Origin of the sequence: Streptococcus sp. 29887, from assembly GCF_032595075.1 — a bacterium.
Lineage (GTDB): Bacteria > Bacillota > Bacilli > Lactobacillales > Streptococcaceae > Streptococcus > Streptococcus iners.
Genome location: NZ_CP118735.1, coordinates 912,583 through 932,752 on the forward strand (window position 1 = coordinate 912,583; position 20,170 = coordinate 932,752).

16 protein-coding genes are annotated in these 20,170 nt (G+C 42.4%); 12 read left to right on the forward strand and 4 right to left on the reverse strand.

The window, feature by feature from the left end:
- Positions 1 to 48: 48 nt before the first annotated feature.
- From PW252_RS04620 to PW252_RS04630, 3 genes are read right to left on the reverse strand one after another with little or no spacing between them, the layout of a single operon-like run.
- Entirely contained in the window at positions 49 to 618 is a 570-nt protein-coding gene (locus tag PW252_RS04620) for an ECF transporter S component (protein WP_248049692.1), read from the reverse strand.
- Positions 608 to 1,153, reverse strand: coding sequence for a phosphopantothenoylcysteine decarboxylase (gene coaC / locus PW252_RS04625; RefSeq protein WP_248049693.1), 546 nt, complete (start codon positions 1,151 to 1,153; stop codon positions 608 to 610). Before coaC ends, PW252_RS04620 begins: the two co-directional genes overlap by 11 nt.
- Positions 1,146 to 1,841 carry a phosphopantothenate--cysteine ligase gene (locus tag PW252_RS04630; RefSeq protein WP_248049792.1) on the reverse strand — a complete coding sequence of 232 codons (696 nt, stop codon included), beginning with the start codon at positions 1,839 to 1,841 and terminating at the stop codon, positions 1,146 to 1,148. Before PW252_RS04630 ends, coaC begins: the two co-directional genes overlap by 8 nt.
- 217 nt (positions 1,842 to 2,058) lie before the next feature.
- On the opposite strand from PW252_RS04630, the gene PW252_RS04635 reads away from it, so the two are divergent.
- Positions 2,059 to 3,729, forward strand: coding sequence for a formate--tetrahydrofolate ligase (locus PW252_RS04635; RefSeq protein ID WP_248049694.1), 1,671 nt, complete (start codon positions 2,059 to 2,061; stop codon positions 3,727 to 3,729).
- 48 nt (positions 3,730 to 3,777) lie between these two features.
- On the opposite strand, the gene PW252_RS04640 is transcribed toward PW252_RS04635, so the two are convergent.
- Positions 3,778 to 4,509 carry a PrsW family glutamic-type intramembrane protease gene (locus tag PW252_RS04640; RefSeq protein ID WP_316716850.1) on the reverse strand — a complete coding sequence of 244 codons (732 nt, stop codon included), beginning with the start codon at positions 4,507 to 4,509 and terminating at the stop codon, positions 3,778 to 3,780.
- A gap of 261 nt (positions 4,510 to 4,770) precedes the next feature.
- Here PW252_RS04640 and PW252_RS04645 point away from each other — a divergent pair, with 261 nt between their 5' ends.
- From PW252_RS04645 to glpK, 11 genes are all read left to right on the forward strand, one after another.
- On the forward strand, positions 4,771 to 6,087 hold the full coding sequence (locus PW252_RS04645; protein WP_248049698.1) for an FAD-containing oxidoreductase: 1,317 nt from the start codon (positions 4,771 to 4,773) through the stop codon (positions 6,085 to 6,087).
- Between the two features lie 76 nt (positions 6,088 to 6,163).
- A complete protein-coding gene (locus tag PW252_RS04650; protein WP_248049700.1) occupies positions 6,164 to 6,778 on the forward strand; it encodes a DUF5052 family protein in 615 nt (204 codons plus the stop codon).
- A gap of 2 nt (positions 6,779 to 6,780) precedes the next feature.
- Positions 6,781 to 7,290 (forward strand): GNAT family N-acetyltransferase, encoded by a 510-nt coding sequence (locus tag PW252_RS04655; protein ID WP_248049702.1) that lies wholly within the window; start codon positions 6,781 to 6,783, stop codon positions 7,288 to 7,290.
- Positions 7,280 to 7,933: a DNA alkylation repair protein gene (locus PW252_RS04660; RefSeq protein WP_248049704.1), complete on the forward strand. Its 654-nt coding sequence runs from the start codon at positions 7,280 to 7,282 to the stop codon at positions 7,931 to 7,933. The genes PW252_RS04655 and PW252_RS04660 overlap by 11 nt, the downstream gene beginning before the upstream one ends.
- 8 nt (positions 7,934 to 7,941) lie before the next feature.
- Positions 7,942 to 8,229, forward strand: a complete 288-nt coding sequence (locus tag PW252_RS04665; protein WP_248049707.1) for a DUF1905 domain-containing protein — start codon at positions 7,942 to 7,944, stop codon at positions 8,227 to 8,229.
- 364 nt (positions 8,230 to 8,593) lie between these two features.
- Positions 8,594 to 12,823 carry a sialidase domain-containing protein gene (locus PW252_RS04670; protein ID WP_248049708.1) on the forward strand — a complete coding sequence of 1,410 codons (4,230 nt, stop codon included), beginning with the start codon at positions 8,594 to 8,596 and terminating at the stop codon, positions 12,821 to 12,823.
- Between the two features lie 124 nt (positions 12,824 to 12,947).
- Complete coding sequence (locus PW252_RS04675) at positions 12,948 to 14,024, forward strand: aspartate-semialdehyde dehydrogenase (RefSeq protein WP_248049709.1); 1,077 nt, start codon at positions 12,948 to 12,950, stop codon at positions 14,022 to 14,024.
- A 68-nt stretch (positions 14,025 to 14,092) separates the two neighbouring features.
- A complete protein-coding gene (dapA, locus tag PW252_RS04680; protein WP_248049710.1) occupies positions 14,093 to 15,028 on the forward strand; it encodes a 4-hydroxy-tetrahydrodipicolinate synthase in 936 nt (311 codons plus the stop codon).
- Between the two features lie 631 nt (positions 15,029 to 15,659).
- Positions 15,660 to 16,988, forward strand: coding sequence for an FAD-dependent oxidoreductase (locus tag PW252_RS04685; protein WP_248049711.1), 1,329 nt, complete (start codon positions 15,660 to 15,662; stop codon positions 16,986 to 16,988).
- An 11-nt stretch (positions 16,989 to 16,999) separates the two neighbouring features.
- Positions 17,000 to 18,463: a helix-turn-helix domain-containing protein gene (locus PW252_RS04690; protein ID WP_248049712.1), complete on the forward strand. Its 1,464-nt coding sequence runs from the start codon at positions 17,000 to 17,002 to the stop codon at positions 18,461 to 18,463.
- Positions 18,464 to 18,643: 180 nt separating this feature from the next.
- Positions 18,644 to 20,155 carry a glycerol kinase GlpK gene (glpK, locus tag PW252_RS04695; protein WP_248049713.1) on the forward strand — a complete coding sequence of 504 codons (1,512 nt, stop codon included), beginning with the start codon at positions 18,644 to 18,646 and terminating at the stop codon, positions 20,153 to 20,155.
- Positions 20,156 to 20,170 lie beyond the last annotated feature (15 nt).

Sequence of the window (20,170 nt, forward strand, 5' to 3'; positions counted from 1 at the left end):
TACCATTTTCAAAAAAAAAAATCACGCTTTCACATGATTTTCTGATATTTATTTTTGAACTTTCTGCAAAACAGGAACAATGGTAAGGGTTAGAATGGTTGCAATGACCATTTCAGCGATAGAATTGACAGAGACGATGGCTGCCAAAACAGCTTGAATATCTCCTTTGAAGACCCCACCGAAGAAGAAGAAAATTCCGGAAAGAACGAAGATGGTGTTGGTGAGCGTTCCGGTTAATCCTGCAAGTGCAAGACCCGCCTTATTTTGCCACAATTTGTAGATATAGTAGGGAGTAATCCCAATCAAAATCCGTGGTACAAGTGCGATGAGCACTGAGTAGAGATTTCCATTCTCAACAAAAGGTGAGAAGACATAGCTCAAAGGTGAAAGAATAATACTATTGCGGATGATACTCATAATCCCCATAAAACCACCCAGTTGAGCACCAATACGAGGTCCATAAATAATACTTGCAATGATAACAGGGATATGGGTAACAGTCGGTTTGACCGGGAGGACAAAGGCTGCAAAGATAGCTTGACTGATGGTTTCGATGACGACCATAACAGCGATAAAAATAGCTAGGGTTGCGACTTGGTTGGCTTTCTTAGTTTTCATTCAGAATAGAACTCACTTTCTTTAAAATAATCTCGATTTCAGCTAGGGCACCTGTCCCAAAATCACCACAGGCCAGCAGGGCTTCGCGTGGTTTAATTTCCTCAAAGCCGTATTCTGTCAAGGTTTTGAGATTTTGCTGTGTGGCAGGATTCAGGTACATATTGGTATTCATGGCAGGGGCAACAAGTTTTTTGGTCCCAAGGGGTAGGGCCAGAGCTGTTGCGGTAACCATATTATCTGCCAAACCATGTGCCAATTTCGCGATGGTATTGGCAGAAGCAGGTGCCACGATGAAGAGGTCTGTCGCCTTGGCAATATCGATATGCTTGATTGAGCTAGGATTTTCTTCTAACATGACATCTGTGTGGACCAGATTTTTTGACAAGGATTGGAAGGTCAAGGGTGTGATAAAGTCCATAGCAGAGCGGCTCATGAGGACGGTCACCTGATGACCCAGTTTGGTTAATTGACTGGTCAAGTCAGCTGCCTTATAGGCGGAAATGGAGCCAGTTACAGCCAGAGTAATGTTAGCCATGTTTTTCTCCTTTTTTGAGGCTTGCCAAAATGAGTTGAGCAATTTCTTCTTTCGTCTGAGCTTGAACTTCGGAAGTCTTGTCTACTAAATAGGCGATGTGTTGATTACCTTTGATATCTGTCAAGTCATTAGCAAGGATATAATCTGCACCATTGCGTTCAATGCTTTGGCGGGCAACAGCAAATAATTCTTCTTTTGGAACATCAACCAAGAGTTTAAATCCGATGAGCTGGATAGCTGGATTCCATTTTTTGACAAAGGAAATAACCTTAGGTGTTTTTTTGAGGAAAAGGACTTGGTAGTCATCCTTGGAAGAAATCTTGCTCTCAGCATTTTTCTTATCCAATAAGCTAGTAATATCTTCGGTTGCCTGAACCTCATCCAAGCCAGTCATGTAAACAGGTGTATAATCCGATACGGCCATGCTATGAATGAGGACATGGTGGGTCTTGACCAAGGGTTCTAAAGTTGATTTTAAACTTTCAACATTTGTAATTTCGATAATGGTTAAATTCTTCTGTGGTTCAGGTTTAATAGCCTGCTTGGTAGTGACAAGCGTGACTTCATGTCCAATCCTCAAAGCCTGTTCAGCAATGATTTTCCCAAGATTACCAGAGGCATGATTGGTAATAGCTCGAACTTGGTCAATGGCTTCACTGGTGCCACCTGATGTAATCAATAGTTTCATGTTCATATTGTACTAGAATTTCCATTTTTCGTAAAGTTTCAGAGAAGATATTTTCACAAAGATTTATTAAATCATCTCCCTAACTGAAATGATTGTGCTTTCATCGGGATTAATTGTATCCAAAAACCGTACATTATCTGCAATAACTTCGGAAAATATGCGAAAATCATTTTTTCTATGGTATAATGTTTGTGAAAAATATGGAAATGGAGCTCTCATGAAAACAGATATTGAAATTGCACAAAGTGTGACCTTGAAACCTATTACTGAAATCGTTGAAAAAGTTGGTATCAGCTTTGATGATATTGAACTTTATGGAAAATACAAGGCAAAATTATCTTTTGATAAGATCAATGCGGTGAAAGACAATGAACCAGGTAAGTTGATTTTAGTAACAGCTATCAACCCAACACCTGCTGGTGAAGGTAAGTCAACTATTACCATCGGTTTGGCTGATGCACTATCAAAGATTGGCAAGAAAACCATGATTGCCCTTCGTGAGCCTTCTTTGGGACCTGTCATGGGGATCAAAGGTGGAGCTGCAGGTGGTGGCTATGCTCAGGTCTTGCCAATGGAAGACATCAACCTGCATTTTACAGGTGACATGCATGCCATTACCACGGCAAACAATGCTCTTTCAGCCTTGATTGATAACCATATCCACCAAGGAAATGCAATCGGTATTGACCAACGTCGCATCATCTGGAAACGGGTGGTGGACCTCAACGACCGTGCTTTGCGTAAAGTAACTGTTGGCTTGGGTGGTCCGCTCAATGGTATTCCTCGTGAAGATGGTTTTGATATTACCGTTGCTTCTGAAATCATGGCGATTTTGTGTTTGGCGACAGACATCAATGACTTGAAAGAACGATTGGCCAATATCGTGATCGGTTATCGTTTCGATCGCAGTCCTGTCTACGTGCGTGATTTGGCGGTGGAAGGTGCTTTGACCCTCATTTTGAAGGATGCTATCAAACCAAACCTTGTCCAAACTATCTATGGCACGCCAGCTTTTGTCCATGGCGGTCCATTTGCTAACATCGCTCATGGCTGTAACTCAGTCTTGGCAACCACAACCGCTCTGCGATTGGCTGACTATACCGTCACAGAAGCAGGCTTTGGTGCTGACCTTGGAGCAGAGAAGTTCCTCGACATTAAGGTGCCGAACTTGCCTAAGGCTCCTGATGCAGTGGTTATTGTCGCAACACTTCGTGCCCTCAAGATGCACGGTGGTGTAGCTAAGTCAGAATTGTCAACTGAAAATGTAGAGGCAGTGAGAGCTGGTTTTGCCAACCTCAAACGTCACGTGGAAAATATCCAGAAGTATGGTATTCCAGCAGTTGTTGCTATCAACGAATTCGTCTCAGATACAGCTGATGAAATCGCTGCTTTGAAAGAACTTTGCGCTGAAATTGGCGTACCTGTCGAGTTGGCTAGCGTTTGGGCAAACGGCGCTGATGGTGGTGTTGAACTAGCTGAAACAGTCGTTGCTACTATTGAAAATAATGTAGCCAATTACCAACGTCTTTATAAGGCTGAAGACAGCTTGGAAGAGAAAGTGACCAAGATTGTTACACAAATCTACGGTGGTAGAGGTGTTGTCTTTGAAAAGAAAGCCCGCAATCAACTGGCTGAATTTGCTAAGAATGGTTGGGATAAGTTGCCAGTCTGCATGGCCAAGACCCAATACAGTTTCTCAGATGATCAGTTTGCCCTTGGTGCACCAACAGGTTTTGACATTACAGTCCGTGAATTTGTGCCAAAATTGGGAGCAGGTTTCATCGTTGCATTGACAGGTGATGTTATGACCATGCCAGGTCTTCCAAAAGCCCCTGCAGCCCTCAATATGGATGTGGCAGAAGATGGAACAGCTATTGGTTTGTTCTAATCTGATGAAATAGAATAAAATCCGCTCGCTTGGGCGGATTTTTTTCTGTTACTCTGTTAACTGATCAACTGTTCGATAGGCAAGAAGTCCCAGCAAGACACTAGCCATCGGAAGCAGGGTTGTTAAAATACCTGTATGCAATGGTGAGTTAAAGAAGAAGTGCAGACCGATACTTGCCGCAATCCAAAGCACACCTTGAACTTTTGATATAGCTTTTTGTTTGGTAAAAAGTGCCACCATACCAATAGCAAAGAGCATGGTAAATACCCAGTGGGTCCAACCAGCCTGTCCAACACGACCGATAATGGTCTCAAACCCATCCAGTTTACCAATAAACATATCACGAAAAGTGAACATGATATCTTCAACGATTTGGAAACTAAGACCCGCGATGATACCACTGACCAAGGCATGTTTGAGCGTCATTTTTCTTGCAATGAGTAAAACCAAGAGAACAACCAGAGCCTTGCCAAACTCTTCTGCAAACGGGGCAGAAACAGCAGCCCCCCAGTCATAACGAAAATCATCACTGACCTTAACAATCTCTAGCAAAAAGTAACCGATAGCAGTGTGTCCATAGTCTGAAAAAGCCACTCCGGCAGTTAGTCCCAAAATCCAATTCAAATGACTGACTTTTTTAGAAATTGCATAGCGTTTTTCCAAGTAGCGGATAAAATAGACTAGGGGAATGATATAAAGGGCAGCAACAGAGATAGTCAGTAAAAATAAGGGATACTTGGCTTCCATACCATTTGGTTGGGCCAACTCTTCAAATATCATTTGACAGCCTTTTACAAACCCAAAGCTGGCTAAAAGAATGGGGAAATAGGTTTTACAATAGTGTAATATGTTTCGCATTGAAAACTCCTTTGTATTAACGAATTAGTGTATGGATACATTGTAGCAAAAATTATGCCATCTTGTCTAATTTTTATCTGTTTTTTTGCTAAAGTAATTCAAAATTCTACTGCCGTAGCAGAATTGTGCCAAAAATTTTCTTTTTTGATAGACTAGGGTTGAAAACATTAAAAGGAGTATCTTATGGAACAATTTGATTTGTTAGTTATCGGTTTTGGTAAGGCTGGAAAGACCTTGGCAGGAAAGCTTTCTGCAGCTGGTAAAAAGGTAGCTTTGGTTGAGGAAAATCCTGCCATGTTTGGTGGCACCTGTATCAATATTGGCTGTATTCCAACTAAGACCCTCTTGGTAGCAGCGGATAAAAACTGGACTTTTGAGCAGGTCATGGAGCAAAAGGAAGCCGTTACTACTCGCTTGCGGAACAAAAACGAGGCAGTCTTGAAAGGCAGTGGAGCCCATCTCTATCAAGGTCACGCGCGTTTTGTGGCTGACAAGGTTGTGGAGGTAGTTGCTGGAGAAGAAAGCCTTCAGTTAACTGCTGAAACTGTTATCATTAACACAGGTGCCAAGTCGCGTGTTCTTCCAATTCCTGGCTTGTTGGATACGCCAAACGTTTATGACAGTACTGGCATTCAGAATTTGGAGGTTCGTCCTGACAAGCTGGCAATTATCGGCGGAGGCAACATCGGACTGGAATTTGCTGGTCTTTATAGCAAACTCGGCAGTCAGGTGACAGTATATGAAGCCAGCTCTGCTATTTTACCAAGAGAAGAAGAAGTGGTTGCCAAGCTAGCCAAGGAGTATATGGAAGAAGCTGGCGTGACCTTCGCCTTGGGTGCTAAAATTGAGCAAGTCGCAGCAGCAGGTGATCAAGTTGCCCTGACTGTCAATGGTGAAACAGCTAACTTTGATGCTGTCCTCTATGCGACAGGTCGTGTGCCAAACACTGCTGACTTGGGCTTGGAAAATACAGCCATTGAGGTTTTGGAAAATGGTGCTGTTAAGGTGGATGACTACTGCGAAACGACTGTTCCAGGTGTCTATGCAGTGGGCGATGTCAATGGCGGTCCACAATTCACTTACACATCTCTAGACGACTTCCGTATCGTTTTTGGCAAGTTGACTGGGACTGGAACTTATAGCTTGAGCCAACGCAAGTCAATCCCAACCAGTGTCTTTATCACGCCTGTGCTTTCTCGTGTTGGTCTGACCGAGAAGGAAGCCAAGGAAGCAGGTTACGACTACATTGCCAATGAATTGCCTGTTGCCAATATGCCTCGTGCCCATGTTAATAATGACCTCAAAGGCATTTTCAAGGTTATCGTGGATAAGGAAAGTAAGCTTGTTCTTGGTGCAACTTTCTTTGGTCGCAATTCTGAAGAATTGATTAACCTGATTGCTATGGCGATTGATAATAAAATCCCTTATACCTACTTCAAAACGCAAATCTTCACCCATCCGACTATGGCTGAGAATTTGAATGATGTCTTTAATTTTTAATACTGTAATGACCGTCCGATAGGGCGGTTTTTCTTCTTCCATGTTACAATAAGGTATCAACCATTGGAGGTTTTATATGAAATGGAATAAAAAACTAGCACTTAGTGCTGTCTTAGTCACAAGTTTGTTTACATTGTCAGCCTGTCAGTCGATTTCAAATTGGTGGAAAAATACCAAGGAAGAATGGATTGGTTTGGAAATGACAGTTCGGACATTTGATGAAAATTCTCAGTTAATCGATGAAATGTCTGGTAAATCCTTATCGATTTCGCGGAATGAAGAATTCGATTCCGTGGATGCCGAAGGCTATTCTAATGCGGATTCGTCTGTTTTGAAGGTGACACTCGGTAACTATGAAATTGACCATGTTGGTTCTTCCTTGATTGCTGCAGAAGAGGGCTTGGAGGATTTATTTGCCAAGTATCAATCTTCTGTAGATATGGTCAACTATGATCCTTCTATTCCCATTGTTAATCGGATGGTTTCTAGCTTGAAAAATGATTTTACAGGTAAAGCAAAGGTTGTTTTAATTCGTTCGCAAAACGGAACTCCTCTTGCGACCTATGCTGGTGATAAGGTGTCCCTCTATGCTTCTGATGCGCCTAAGACTTCTGAACTCTTAATTGACGGCAAGCGTTTGATTATTTACCGCTGTGACTATACGATTTATGACAGAGAATTGTTGGAGTAAAAATGATACACATTCGGTCAGTTAAGATAGAGGATGCTGCAGATTTGGTGGCTATCTACGCTCCTTATGTTGAAGGTACCGCCATTACTTTTGAAACAGAAGTGCCGACTGTGGCGGACTTTGCCGGTCGTATTGAAAAGACTTTGGAGAAATTTCCCTATCTAGTCGCTGAAGAAGATGGGCGAGTTGTGGGCTATGCCTATGCATCGACCTACTATGCCCGTGCTGCATACGATTGGACAGTGGAATTGTCTGTTTATGTCAGTAAAGAAGCTCGTGGAAAAGGGATCGGAAGTCTTTTATATGATGCCTTGGAAGAAGACCTAGCGGCGCGTGGCTTTATGAACTTTTTAGCCTGTATTGCCTTGCCTAACCCAGCCTCCCTTGCCCTCCATGAGAAGAGGGGGTATGAACAGGTAGCTCATTTCAAAAAAGTAGGTTATAAATTTGCTACCTGGCACGATATTGTCTGGCTACAGAAATCCTTGGTAGGTGAAATGGATGAAAATTGAAGAATTAGAGGAACGGCTCAATGCTGTGGCAGATGTTAGTCAAGCCCAGCCTATGAAAGCTTATATGAAAAATAACTTTGAATTCTTAGGTGTACGAACGCCTGACCGCCGAAAAGTTGCCAAGCAGTTTTTCAAAGATTTCAAGGCTCAGGGAATTAACTGGGATTTTGTAGAGGCTTGTTGGGCAAGCTCCTACCGTGAGTTTCAATATATTGCTATTGATTATCTGGTGACAAAGAAAAAGGATTTGGTTTTAGCCGACCTACCCCGTTTGAAAAAATTAGCCCAGGCCAAGTCTTGGTGGGATAGCATTGACGGTCTTGATAAATTAGTAGGCAAGATTGTTTTGGACAATCCTGAGGCCAAGCAGACCATTTTGGAATGGAGCCTTGATGATGATTTCTGGTTGAGGCGAATTGCCATTGACCACCAACTCTTGCTAAAAGAAAAGACAGATACAGAACTTCTTGAGAAAATTATCGTTAACAATCTCAATCAGACTGAATTTTTCATTAACAAGGCAATTGGCTGGAGTTTGCGAGATTATTCCAAAACCAATCCTGACTGGGTACGAGCTTTTCTTGATAAATATAGTTCTCAAATGGCAGGCTTGTCCATTCGCGAAGCTAGTAAGTACATCTAGGAGGAATTTTGTCTAAAGTATATGAATTTGAAGCAATTATCCACCCTGTTCCAGATAAGGGAGGAGCCTATGTCATCTTTCCTTATGATATTCGAGAGGAATTTGGCAAAGGCAGAGTAAAAGTCCATGCGACTTTTGATGAACATCCTTATGATGGTTCAATCGTAAATATGGGAGTTTGTGATATAGAAGGGAATATCTGCTATATTATCGGAATTCAGAAGGCTATTCGAGCTACCATAGGTAAACAGGCTGGTGATAGAGTTCAGGTGACTATTCAAGAACGTACGGAGTAGTCAGACTTGCAAATCCTAGAAATTATGTTAGAATAGGTACATGCGATGAGCCGAGTAGTGACTTTGTCACATTCGACGCTAGGGAGGTCTTCATTAGATTGAAACGCAGGAGCGGACCTTGGTTAGATGCTGTGAACCTTCTAATCTCATCGGAAACGATGCCCTTGCCCACCCTTGAGGTGGGCTTTTTTCTTTTCTAGTAGTTCATGTTCCTTTTGCACCAAATGCTTCCTATAATCAATTTTTGATGATAGTCTAATACTAGATATATTCCTTGTTTTTAGTTGAGATAAGGAATTAGTGTTTTTCTTTTACTACTTCCTGGTTGTGATTAACTAGGACGGAAAATAATTGTGGAGATTATATGAAAAAGATTACCAAATCATCAATTTACAAGGTGTCCCTATTTTCAAGCATGATACTACCTGCTTTCTTCTGTATCGAGCAAGTTCAGGGGCAAGAGATTGTACCGACTGTTGAGAACCAGCAAGCAGTTGCTGTCCTCCAACCAGTAGTCGAAAATACGGAGTTAGATATTGAAGAGGTGGTAGACCCAGCTGCTGTTGGGGTAGAGGTTCCAGTATTTTCAGACCCTCATATCCAGCAACCACCAGTAGAAGAAGCTCCCCCTACCCCATCCGATACTTCAATGGAATTTCGTGGAGGATCCGTCACAATAAATGAAGATAGTCCAGCCAAGGAATTTGAAGCTAATGAAGTTACCAAGGTCGAATCTGTCCAATTAGATACCAGCAATGATAAACGCCATGTCCTAGACGAAGGCACTGAACAGCTGATTAAGCAGTCTGAGAATGGTACTATTTATATGGAATATAAGGCTAGTCAAAATGCTGGTTTCCATAGTCTGTTTTCAACATCCAGTGATACAAAGGCTAATGAATATACGGCACTCATTGCAAAAGATAGCAGTATTATGCTTGAAAGCCGTGTAGATGGTGGACGGACCATTGCCAATGTCACGCAGATGGATGCCAATATGGTCAACGGGGAATGGAATGCAGTTGCCATGACCTATGAAAAAGTCCTAAATAGTCAGGAGATGGATGTTAAGCTCTACATCAACGGTGAATTTTCAGGTGGAACTAGAGCTAGTCAAGGAATTTTTACCAGCGCGACAGCTATGAACCATGCTCAACTTGGGGCAACCAAACGTGGAAGTGAACTACGTTGGGGTGTGGACCGCATGGATATTCGGAATTTTACCTTTTATAATAAGGTGTTGACAGCGGATGAAGTGGCACGACGTTCCGAATTATTTGTCCGTCAAAGTCCAGAGGTAAGCAGTCCAGCAACTGTGGGTATATCTGAGAAGGTAGCGGTTTTTGAAGGAGGTAGAGCTGGTCAGAAAGGTCCAGAAGGGGCAGCAAGTTTTCGTATTCCAGCTCTGTTAAGAACGGATAAAGGAACCTTGATTGCTGCTACAGATATGCGTCATGACCATTCAGGTGACTGGGGCGATATTGCGCAGGCTGTTAAACGGAGTTCGGATAATGGAACTACTTGGGGACCGACCATTAAAATAGTTGATTTAAAAAATAATGCCAAGGCAAGTAATCCGACGATTGGTGCTCCTTTAACCATCGATACAGCTCTTGTTCAAGACCCTACAACGAAACGAATTTTTGCTATTTACGATATGTATCCAGAAGGCCAAGCCTTATTTGGAATGCCGTCTCAAAGAGAGGTAGAGTATACCGTCATCGATGGAAAATCCTATCTAAATCTTTATAGTAACAAGAATGATAGACCCTTTACTTTGAGAGAAAATGGCTATATTTATACGCCAGATGGACAAATTACCCTCTACCGTGTTAATATTCGCGACACCAGTCCAGCCTATGCAAATATGGGTGACTTGTACTATGATCAAGAATTGATAGGGAATATCTATAATCAGACGGCTGATCCAGGTCTATTTCGTGTAGCAAATGCCAACTATATTTGGATGTCCTATAGTGATGATGATGGACGAACTTGGTCTAGACCTACAGATATTACACCTAGTGTAAAAAAAGACTTTATGAAGTTTTTAGGTCTGGGTCCTGGTACAGGCATTGTCCTTCATACTGGTCCAAATAAAGGGCGTTTGGTTGTTCCTGCCTACTCTGCCAACTGGGTGACTGGTTTACATGGTTCTCAATCGGCTCTTGTACTCTATTCAGATGATCATGGTAGGACCTGGAAATCTGGTAAAAGCTTCAATGATGATCGTCCCTTGGCTGATGGAACTGTTTTGCACTCTAGTACGATGAATAATCGAAAAGAACAGGGAACAGAAGCAAGCCTAGTGCAACTGGGGAATGGTCAGTTGAAAATGTTTATGCGTGGTTTAGCTGGTAAGGTACGTGTGGCAACAAGTTTAGATGGAGGTCAAACCTGGTTGAAAGAGCTAGAGGTGATGGAAGATGTTCATGATCCTTATGTTCAATTGTCGGCTATTCGTCACGTTCGTAATGGTAAAGAGTATGTTCTTTTAGCCAATGCAGCTGGTCCTGACCGTAATCGTACCAATGGTACTATCCATTTGGCAGAGGTAACGACTAATGGTCGTTTAATCTGGACCCATCATACTCTTATTCAGGAAGGAAATTTCGCCTACAATTCCATTCAATATCTTGGCAATGATACCTTTGGTATTCTCTACGAGCATACGACTGGTAATCAGAATGCCTATAGTTTATATTACAAAACGGTCACTTGGGATTATTTGACAAAACCTGTGAGTACAAGTTACGCCAGTGCCGTACAAACTGTTAGTTTGGGTCGTGATAATCGGTTGTATCTGTCCTTCACTAAACCGGTGTTGGCCTTGGGACGTCCTCAATTACGGATCCAATCAGGTCACCAACTGAGCTACATCGGACAGTTGGATGCTAGGACCTTGGTTTATAACTGGAATTCTACGACAGGAGTGCTTGTTTTTGACGGGCTTGTTAGTGGGGCTATTGTGACACCGGAAAATCAACAGGTCTATTTAAAAGCTATTTTTGAACCGTCACTGGCGACGTCTAGTCAGAAAGTTACATCGGACCGCCTTTTAGTGAGAGGCGAAGATGTTTATGAGGATGGTCATCGACGCGGTCTGGCTAATTTGATGGATGGCAACCTAGATACACTAACAGAATTGCTATGGAATTTGAGTAATAGCAAGGTAAGACTTCCGCAAACTATTTCTATCCAGACACGCGATAATCAGGTTATTCAGCTGGACAAGCTCTCTCTGTTTAAACGGATCAATAATTATGGTACAGTCACCAAGTATCGTATCAAAACATATACTGATACGGTGTTGACACATGATTCGGGTATGATTGAAGTTCCCTATGCTCAGACAGAAGATCATTATAAGTTTACAAGTAGAGTCTTTGCCAATAAGGTTGAGTTGATTATTTTAGAAGCTAAATTCCGTCCAGATGTTATCAATAATCGGACCATGACCATCAGGGAAGTTGAATTGTACGAGGTTGGAAATGCTGTCGAAGAGCTACCAGCATTTAGAGTAGAGAAGATTGACAGTTCTCGTCTAACGGTTCGTGGTGAAAATGTCTACGAGGATACCTTTGGGCGTGGCTTATCTAACTTGATGGATGGCAATAAGGAAAGTTTGACGGAACTTCGTTGGAATTTGAGCGATAGTCGGGTCACCTTGCCACAGACCATCACTATCCAGACTAGAAATGGCCAAGCAACTAGATTGCATAGTCTGGTCATGACCAAGCGTATCAATAACAACGGAACGGTCACTAAATATCGAATAAAGGCTTATAATGGTGCTAACTTGGTTCATCAATCAACTGAAATTTCAGTGCCATATGAAAGAGAGATTGAAACTTATCAATTTACACGAGAGGTTCGAGCGGATAGAGTGGAGTTGATTATTCTGGAGGCGCGTGTGCGACCAAATCAGATCAATAATCGCATGATGACCTTGAAAGAGGTGGAATTATTTGAATACGTTCCAAGTCAAGCCGAACCTGCTTTTGCTAATCATCAGGTATTGAGTTTGGATCCTCTTCAGACAAATGCCCAAAATGGGAAACGCCTTGAATTAGATAGCAGTATCAAGGATAACCTTTTAGCTATCAATAGTGGAACAATTTTCATGGACTTTAAAGCCAGCACAACTTCTGGTTTTTATAGCCTATTCTCAACATCAAGTGCCAGTCTAAAAAATGAGTACTCAGCTCTCATAGTGCGAGATGGAAAACTGATTTTTGAAAGCCGTATTGGCAGTGGTGGTCAGACAATCGGCCATATTACAGATGCCAGTCAGCGACTAATAAATGGAAATTGGAATACTGTGGCCATAACCTATGAACAAGTTGGGACAGGTAGCCAGTATCTAGTTAAATTATATGTAAATGGAAAATTGTCTGGTCAGACGACCATGTCGCAAGCTCCATTTACCTCAGCAACAGCTATGGATCATGTCCAAGTTGGTGCAACCCGTCGTCAAACGGAACTTCGTTGGACGGTTGATGAGTTGAATCTCCGTCAATTTGTCCTTTATAATAGTGCTTTGACCCCAGAGGAAATTGAGCAACGTTCGCAGATGTTTGCCTACTCTGCATAATTATTTTAAATTGGTCCTGAGAAATTCAGTTTTCTCAGGGCTTTTCTTTTGAAAATATTATGGTATAATTATGAAATAACAAATTTTTAGAAAATTTTGAAGAATTGACCTAAAGGAGATTTCTATGGCTTATGTAGTAGCTGTTGTTGGTGCGACTGGTGCAGTTGGTGCCCAAATGATTAAAATGTTGGAAGAGTCAACTCTACCAATCGAGAAAGTACGTTTCTTGGCTTCTGCCCGCTCTGCAGGTAAGACCTTGCAGTTCAAGGGACAGGACATTATCATTGAAGAAACAACAGAAACAGCTTTTGAAGGCGTGGATATTGCCCTCTTTTCAGCTGGTGGTTCTACGTCTGCTAAGTTCGCTCCTTACGCGGTTAAAGCTGGCGCAGTTGTAGTGGACAACACTTCTTATTTCCGTCAAAATCCAGATGTACCTTTGGTTGTTCCAGAAGTAAATGCTCACGCACTTGATGCCCACAATGGTATCATTGCTTGTCCTAACTGTTCGACCATTCAGATGATGGTTGCGCTTGAACCTGTTCGTCAGAAGTGGGGCTTGGAACGGATTATCGTATCGACCTATCAGGCAGTTTCTGGTGCTGGTATGGGGGCTATCTTGGAAACACAAGCTCAGCTTCGTTCTGTATTGAATGATGGAGTCGAGCCAAAAGCGGTAGAAGCAAACATTCTTCCTTCAGGTGGTGATAAGAAACACTACCCAATCGGCTTCAATGCCATTCCACAAATCGACCTCTTCACCGAAAATGACTACACTTATGAAGAGATGAAGATGACAAAAGAAACCAAGAAAATCATGGAAGATGACAGCATTGCCGTTTCTGCAACCTGTGTCCGTATCCCAGTCTTGTCTGCCCACTCTGAGTCTGTTTACATTGAAACCAAGGAAATTGCTCCGATTGATGAAGTGAAAGCAGCTATCGCAGCCTTCCCAGGTGCAGTGTTGGAAGATGATGTGGCTAATCAAATTTATCCGCAAGCTATTAACGCAGTGGGTAGCCGTGATACTTTCGTTGGTCGTATTCGTAAGGATTTGGATAAGGAAAATGGTATTCACATGTGGGTTGTTTCAGATAATTTGCTCAAGGGTGCAGCATGGAACTCAGTTCAAATCGCTGAAACTCTCCATGAACGTGGATTGGTTCGTCCAACTGCAGAATTGAAATTTGAATTGAAATAAGTTTGAGGACTTAGAAAAAATCAAAGGCTGGTTTCAGCCTTTTTTGTCAAGAGAAAGAGAGAAAATCTATGTCTATTCAAGATTTACGCGATGTAAAAATCATTACAGCCATGATTACACCTTTTAAAGAAGATGGTGCAATTAACTATGATGTATTGCCAGAATTGGTCGAACATTTGTTGGCTCATCATACGGAAGGGATTTTGTTGGCAGGAACAACTGCCGAAAGTCCAACCCTTACACACGCAGAAGAGTTAGAATTATTTGCGGCGGTGCAAAAAATTGTTAATGGTCGTGTGCCTTTGATTGCTGGTATCGGTACTAATGATACCCGTGACTCCATCGAGTTTGCCAAGGAAGTTGCGGCCTTTGGTGGCTTTGCGGCAGGTCTTGCCATCGTGCCTTATTACAACAAGCCTTCACAAGAAGGTATGTACCAGCACTTCAAGGCTATTGCGGATGCTTCTGATTTGCCAATCATTATCTACAATATCCCAGGTCGTGTCGTGGTCGAAATGACGCCAGAAACCATGTTGCGTTTGGCGGAGCATCCAAATATCATTGGTGTAAAAGAGTGTACCAGCCTTGCCAATATGGCTTACTTGATTGAAAACAAACCAGAGGATTTCTTAGTGTATACAGGTGAAGATGGCGATGCCTTTCATGCTATGAACTTGGGAGCAGATGGTGTAATCTCCGTTGCTTCCCATACCAATGGCGATGAAATGTTTGAGATGTTTACTGCCATTGAGCAGCAAGATATCCGAACAGCGGCAGCCATTCAACGCAAGTTTATTCCGAAAGTTAATGCTCTATTCTCCTATCCAAGTCCTGCACCAGTCAAGGCAGTTCTCAATTACATGGGATTTGAAGTTGGACCACTCCGCTTACCATTGGTACCTTGTCGAGAAGAAGATGCAAAACGCATTATCAAAGTCGTCGTTGACGGCGACTACGAAGCAACCAAAGCAACTGTGACTGGTGTGGTTAGACCAGATTATTAAAAATGTCTGGGGGAGTGAAACAGTTCGGGGAACTGTTTCAGCTGGTCACCAAGAAATACGAAAGTGACCACAGAAGACCCGAGCCTAGAAATGCGAAAGCGAGGACAGTCGGGGAGTGACTATTTTAACGTGAGCCTTGAAATAAGAGAGCGAACAATGTCTGGTGGAGTGAAACAGTTCGGGGAACTGTTTCAGCTGGTCACCAAGAAATACGAAAGTGACCACAGAAGACCCGAGCCTGAAAATACGAAAGCGAGGCTTGTTCGGTGGACTATTCGTACCTGAGCCTGCAAACCAAAAAGCGAAGTATATCAGCTGGTCACCAAGAAATACGAAAGTGACCATAGAAGACCCGAGCCTAGAAATGCGAAAGCGAGGACAGTCGGGGATAGACTGTTTTAACGCGAGCCAAGAAACAAGAGAGCGAGCAACGTCCAGTGGACGTTTTTAACCCGAGCCTATAAACTCAAATGTGAGGCCATCCAAGGCATTAACTGCTATTTTCGACCTTTTATCTAAATTTATTCAAGCACATCATAAAATAGGTGTGCTTTTTTGTTTGGATGTGTAAACCTTTTCAATAAGAATTTGCCTTGTCAATGCTATAATGGAGAAGAAGGGAGGAAGCGGGATGAATATTTTGATCATTGGTGCTTCATTCGCTGGTTTGACAGCTGCAATGGAATGCCAGAAACGCTATCCACAAGCGACTATTTACTTGATTGACAAGGAAGAAAGTATCGGTTATTTTCCCAATGCACTCAATTGGAAAGTAAAAGGAGAAATTTCAAGCTGGGAAGAAGCAAGGGTTGGCTATTTTGAGGGGCTAGAGCAGTCGGTCCTTCATTTCTTACTTGGATGGGAATGCATTTCCATAGAAGCTGTATCTAAAAAAATAAGGCTAAAAAAAGAAGAAAGCACGCGAGAATTATCCTACGACTATCTCATTTTAGCCATGGGAGCCCAACAAGTTTGGGAACATCAGTCGGTCGATCTATCAGAAAAAATTTTGACAAGTAAATCCCTTGGCCAAGCTAAAAAGAGCTTAGAAAAGCTCGGAGAGGCAGAGAATGTGACGGTAATAGGCGCTGGTCAAATTGGTCTTGAAAGCCTAGAGGCTCTCAGTCGTTTGCCTTTGAAGCTTAGATTGATAGAGTCGCAAGAATGGCCCTTGGCCAAGTATTTTGATCAGGAAATGGTCGACTTCATCTGGAATGAATTCGAACGGATAGGCTTGGACTATCATTTTTCGGAAACAGTTAATGAAGTTAACTTGAATGAGTTGGGTCAAGTCCAGTTAAGCAGTTTGCAGGGAACCTACCTGTCTGACTTTGTTCTTTTGGGTACCAACTTTAGACCCCATACAGATTTGGTGGAAGGATTAGTGGACCTGAATACAGATGGTAGTATTCTGGTGGATGACTATCTTGAAACCAGTCAATCTGGAATTTTTGCGGTAGGAGATTTAATCCGGATGCCTGTTACTATGTTTGGGCAGGCCTATCTGCCCATGATTAACCATGCTATGTTGACAGGGCGTCTGGTTGCTGAAAATCTTCTGGCTAAGAAGAAGCGCTTAAAGCCTGTTCAACGCATTGTTTCCACCCATGTGTTTGGCTATAATCTGACTAGCGTAGGTCTGACGGAAAGGGAAGCAAACCTGTGGTTGGACACAGACACTATTCGCATCCGACAACCATTCAGCCAGTGGGATGAAAAAGAAATAGACTTCAAAATGGTGGTCAGTCGAGAGGATGGACGTATTCTTGGTGGTCAATTGGTATCTTCCTCTGACCACATGGCACAGATGAATGTTCTTGCTCTTGCCATCTCTAAGGAAATGACGGTGGAAGATTTGCTACAAGAATCTTGGCTCTGTTTGCCAAGGAGGACAGATTTGCAACCATTCATTGTGGAGGCAGCCAATCAGTATTTGTGGCAAAATACGGACCAAGAATAGGTGGTGATTGTGTGCATATTCTAGATTTATTGGAAAAACGTGAGCGCGCCATTTACCAGCTCTTTCTTCTCTTGCGCAAGTCCATTGCACCTATTGGAATAAAGGAAGTTGCCCAGGAGCTCCATCTGTCTAAATCTACCTTGTTACGCTATATAGAAAGTTTCTCTGAAGAGGTTGAGCAGTTTGGTCTTTTCTTTCAGATTAAAGAAGAGGAAATTGTCTTACAACGCGGAGCTAATTTATCCAGTCAAGACCTGTTTGCCTATCTCTTTAGAACCAGTATCAAGTACCAGATTTTACTTTATTTTTTTGATAAAAATGAATGCTCCATCCCCATGCTAGCTCAAGATTTATTGCTGAGTGAGGCTACTTTGAACAGACACCTTTCGTCATTAAACAAAGTCCTGAAAGAGTTTCAGGTGACCATACGGAACGGTCGTTTGCGGGGCAGTGAGTTGCAAATTCGCTATTTTTATTATCAATTATTCTGGTTGACCAAGCCTTTCAAGGAGTTAGAACAAGATCGGGTCTTTATGGAGCAACTTGGGCACCTGCCGATATTTGAACGCTTTTATCAATCCCAGTTTAATCCTCGGCAGGCCCATCAACTGGCTCTCTGGTTGATGATTGTCCAGAAAAGAATGCGATTGAAGGATTTGGATTTCCAGGCAGTTTATCAGTTAATGGCCCCCTATGAGCAGCATAAATTTTACCGTCACCTACGTCAGCTCTTTTTAACCATACGCCAGCAAGCGTCGGCTTCCTTTCAAGAGGGGGACACCATGTCGATTTTTGCATTCTTGTTTAGTCAAGGGATAGTGGCAGCCCATCAATTAGAACAGGTCTTGGGCTTTGGTGGACCCATTATGGAAGCAACTAGTTGGGCCTTTCAACGTGTAAAAATTCTCTTGCAGACAGATTTGACAGTGGAAGAAGGCGAACTATATCATCTCAATCAGGTTTTTAGTCAGCTCTATTTTTTCACTTCCTGCATCGATAGTGGCTTTGATGAGTTGGATAGCTATGCTCCCTTCATGCAAGAGGCTGCTTCTAGTATCTTGCATCATGTATCTGAGGAGATTTTTGGAAGAAGGAAAGGGCTGGCTACCTGCCATTTGCTATCCTTGACACAATTATTTTCTTATTTTATGCAGGTGGAGCCAACCATGGTAAAAATTGGGTGGGCATCCAGTTATCCGTCTGTCATTAGTTCTCCCATTTTACAAGTCCTTCGTCAGTCCTTAGAACGTAATCGGTCCATTCAAATCGAACCTATCCAATCAGACCAATACTATGATCTGGTTATTTGCCATGATTATCCTTGGCAGCAAGACCCATCTTATCATATCTATGGTCTACCAACTACTCAGGAGTTGAAGGATGTAAAGAGCCTTATTCAGATAATTCATCAGCGCAAGTTAGAGCAGTCAAAACGCTTGGTCGAACGAAAGCAGTTTCGGATTGAACGGCGGTGAAAAGCTTTCTAGTTATCTAGGAAGTTTTTCTTTTGCTCCTAAAAGACGATAACTTTATCAGTTTTTTTTGAAATAGTAAAAAAATTGATAAGATTATTTTCGAAAAATGGATTACAATAAAATCACAAGGAAGTCGGAAACGCTTTCAAAAATAAGATAAACCTACAAGGAGGACAGGAAATGTCTGCAGAAAAATACATCATGGCCATTGACCAAGGTACAACGAGCTCACGCGCCATCATCTTTAACAAAAAAGGTGAAAAGGTTGGTAGCTACCAAAAAGAATTTACACAAATCTTCCCTAAACCAGGTTGGGTAGAACATAATGCCAATGAGATTTGGAATTCTGTTCAGTCTGTTATTGCAGGTTCCTTTATTGAAAGTGGTGTTCGTCCAGACCAGATTGAAGGGATTGGTATCACCAACCAACGTGAAACAACAGTTGTTTGGGACAAGGAAACTGGACTTCCGATTTATAACGCCATTGTTTGGCAATCACGTCAGACAGCCCACATTGCAGAACAGTTAAAACAAGATGGACATGCCGAACTCTTTCATAAGAAAACAGGCTTGGTCATTGATGCATACTTCTCAGCTACAAAAGTTCGTTGGATTTTGGACCAAGTTCCTGGAGCTCAAGAACGTGCAGAAAAAGGTGAAATCCTCTTTGGAACTATTGATACTTGGTTGGTTTGGAAATTGACCAATGGTAAGTGCCATGTGACGGACTACTCTAACGCAGCTCGTACCATGCTTTACAATATCAAGGAACTCAAGTGGGATGATGAAATCCTTGAACTCCTCAATATTCCAAAAGCTATGTTGCCAGAAGTTCGTTCCAACTCAGAAGTTTATGGTACCACAGCTCCATTCCATTTCTACGGAGCAGAAGTTCCTATCTCTGGTATGGCAGGTGACCAACAAGCAGCCCTCTTTGGACAGTTGGCCTTTGAGCCAGGTATGGTGAAAAATACCTATGGAACAGGTTCCTTCATCGTTATGAACACTGGTGAGGAAATGCAGCTTTCTGAGAATAGCCTCTTGACCACTATCGGTTATGGCATCAACGGAAAAGTTTACTATGCACTCGAAGGGTCAATCTTTATCGCAGGCTCAGCTGTGCAATGGCTTCGTGATGGTATGCGGATGGTTAAAGAATCACCAGAATCAGAAGAGTTGGCTCGCAAGTCAACTAGTAATGATGAGGTCTATGTTGTACCAGCCTTTACAGGTTTGGGAGCTCCTTATTGGAATTCAGATGCGCGTGGTTCAGTCTTTGGCTTGACGCGTGGAACAACCAAGGAAGATTTTGTGAAAGCAACTCTCCAATCCATTGCCTACCAAGTACGCGATGTTATTGACACCATGCAGATTGACTCAGGTATTGACATCTCAGTCTTGAAGGTTGATGGTGGCGCAGCTATGAACAGCCTTCTCATGCAATTCCAGGCTGATATCCTTGGTATCGAGATTGCCCGTGCTAAAAACTTGGAAACAACCGCACTTGGTGCTGCCTTCCTAGCAGGTCTTGCAGTAGGTTTCTGGAAAGATCTGGATGAATTGAAAGAATTGAACGCAGTTGGACAATCCTTCCAGCCAGCTATGAACGAGGCCCGTAAAGAACAGCTCTACAAAGGTTGGAAAAAAGCTGTTGCTGCAACGCAATTATTTGCACAATTGGATGAAGAGTAAAAAGTTAGAAAGTGT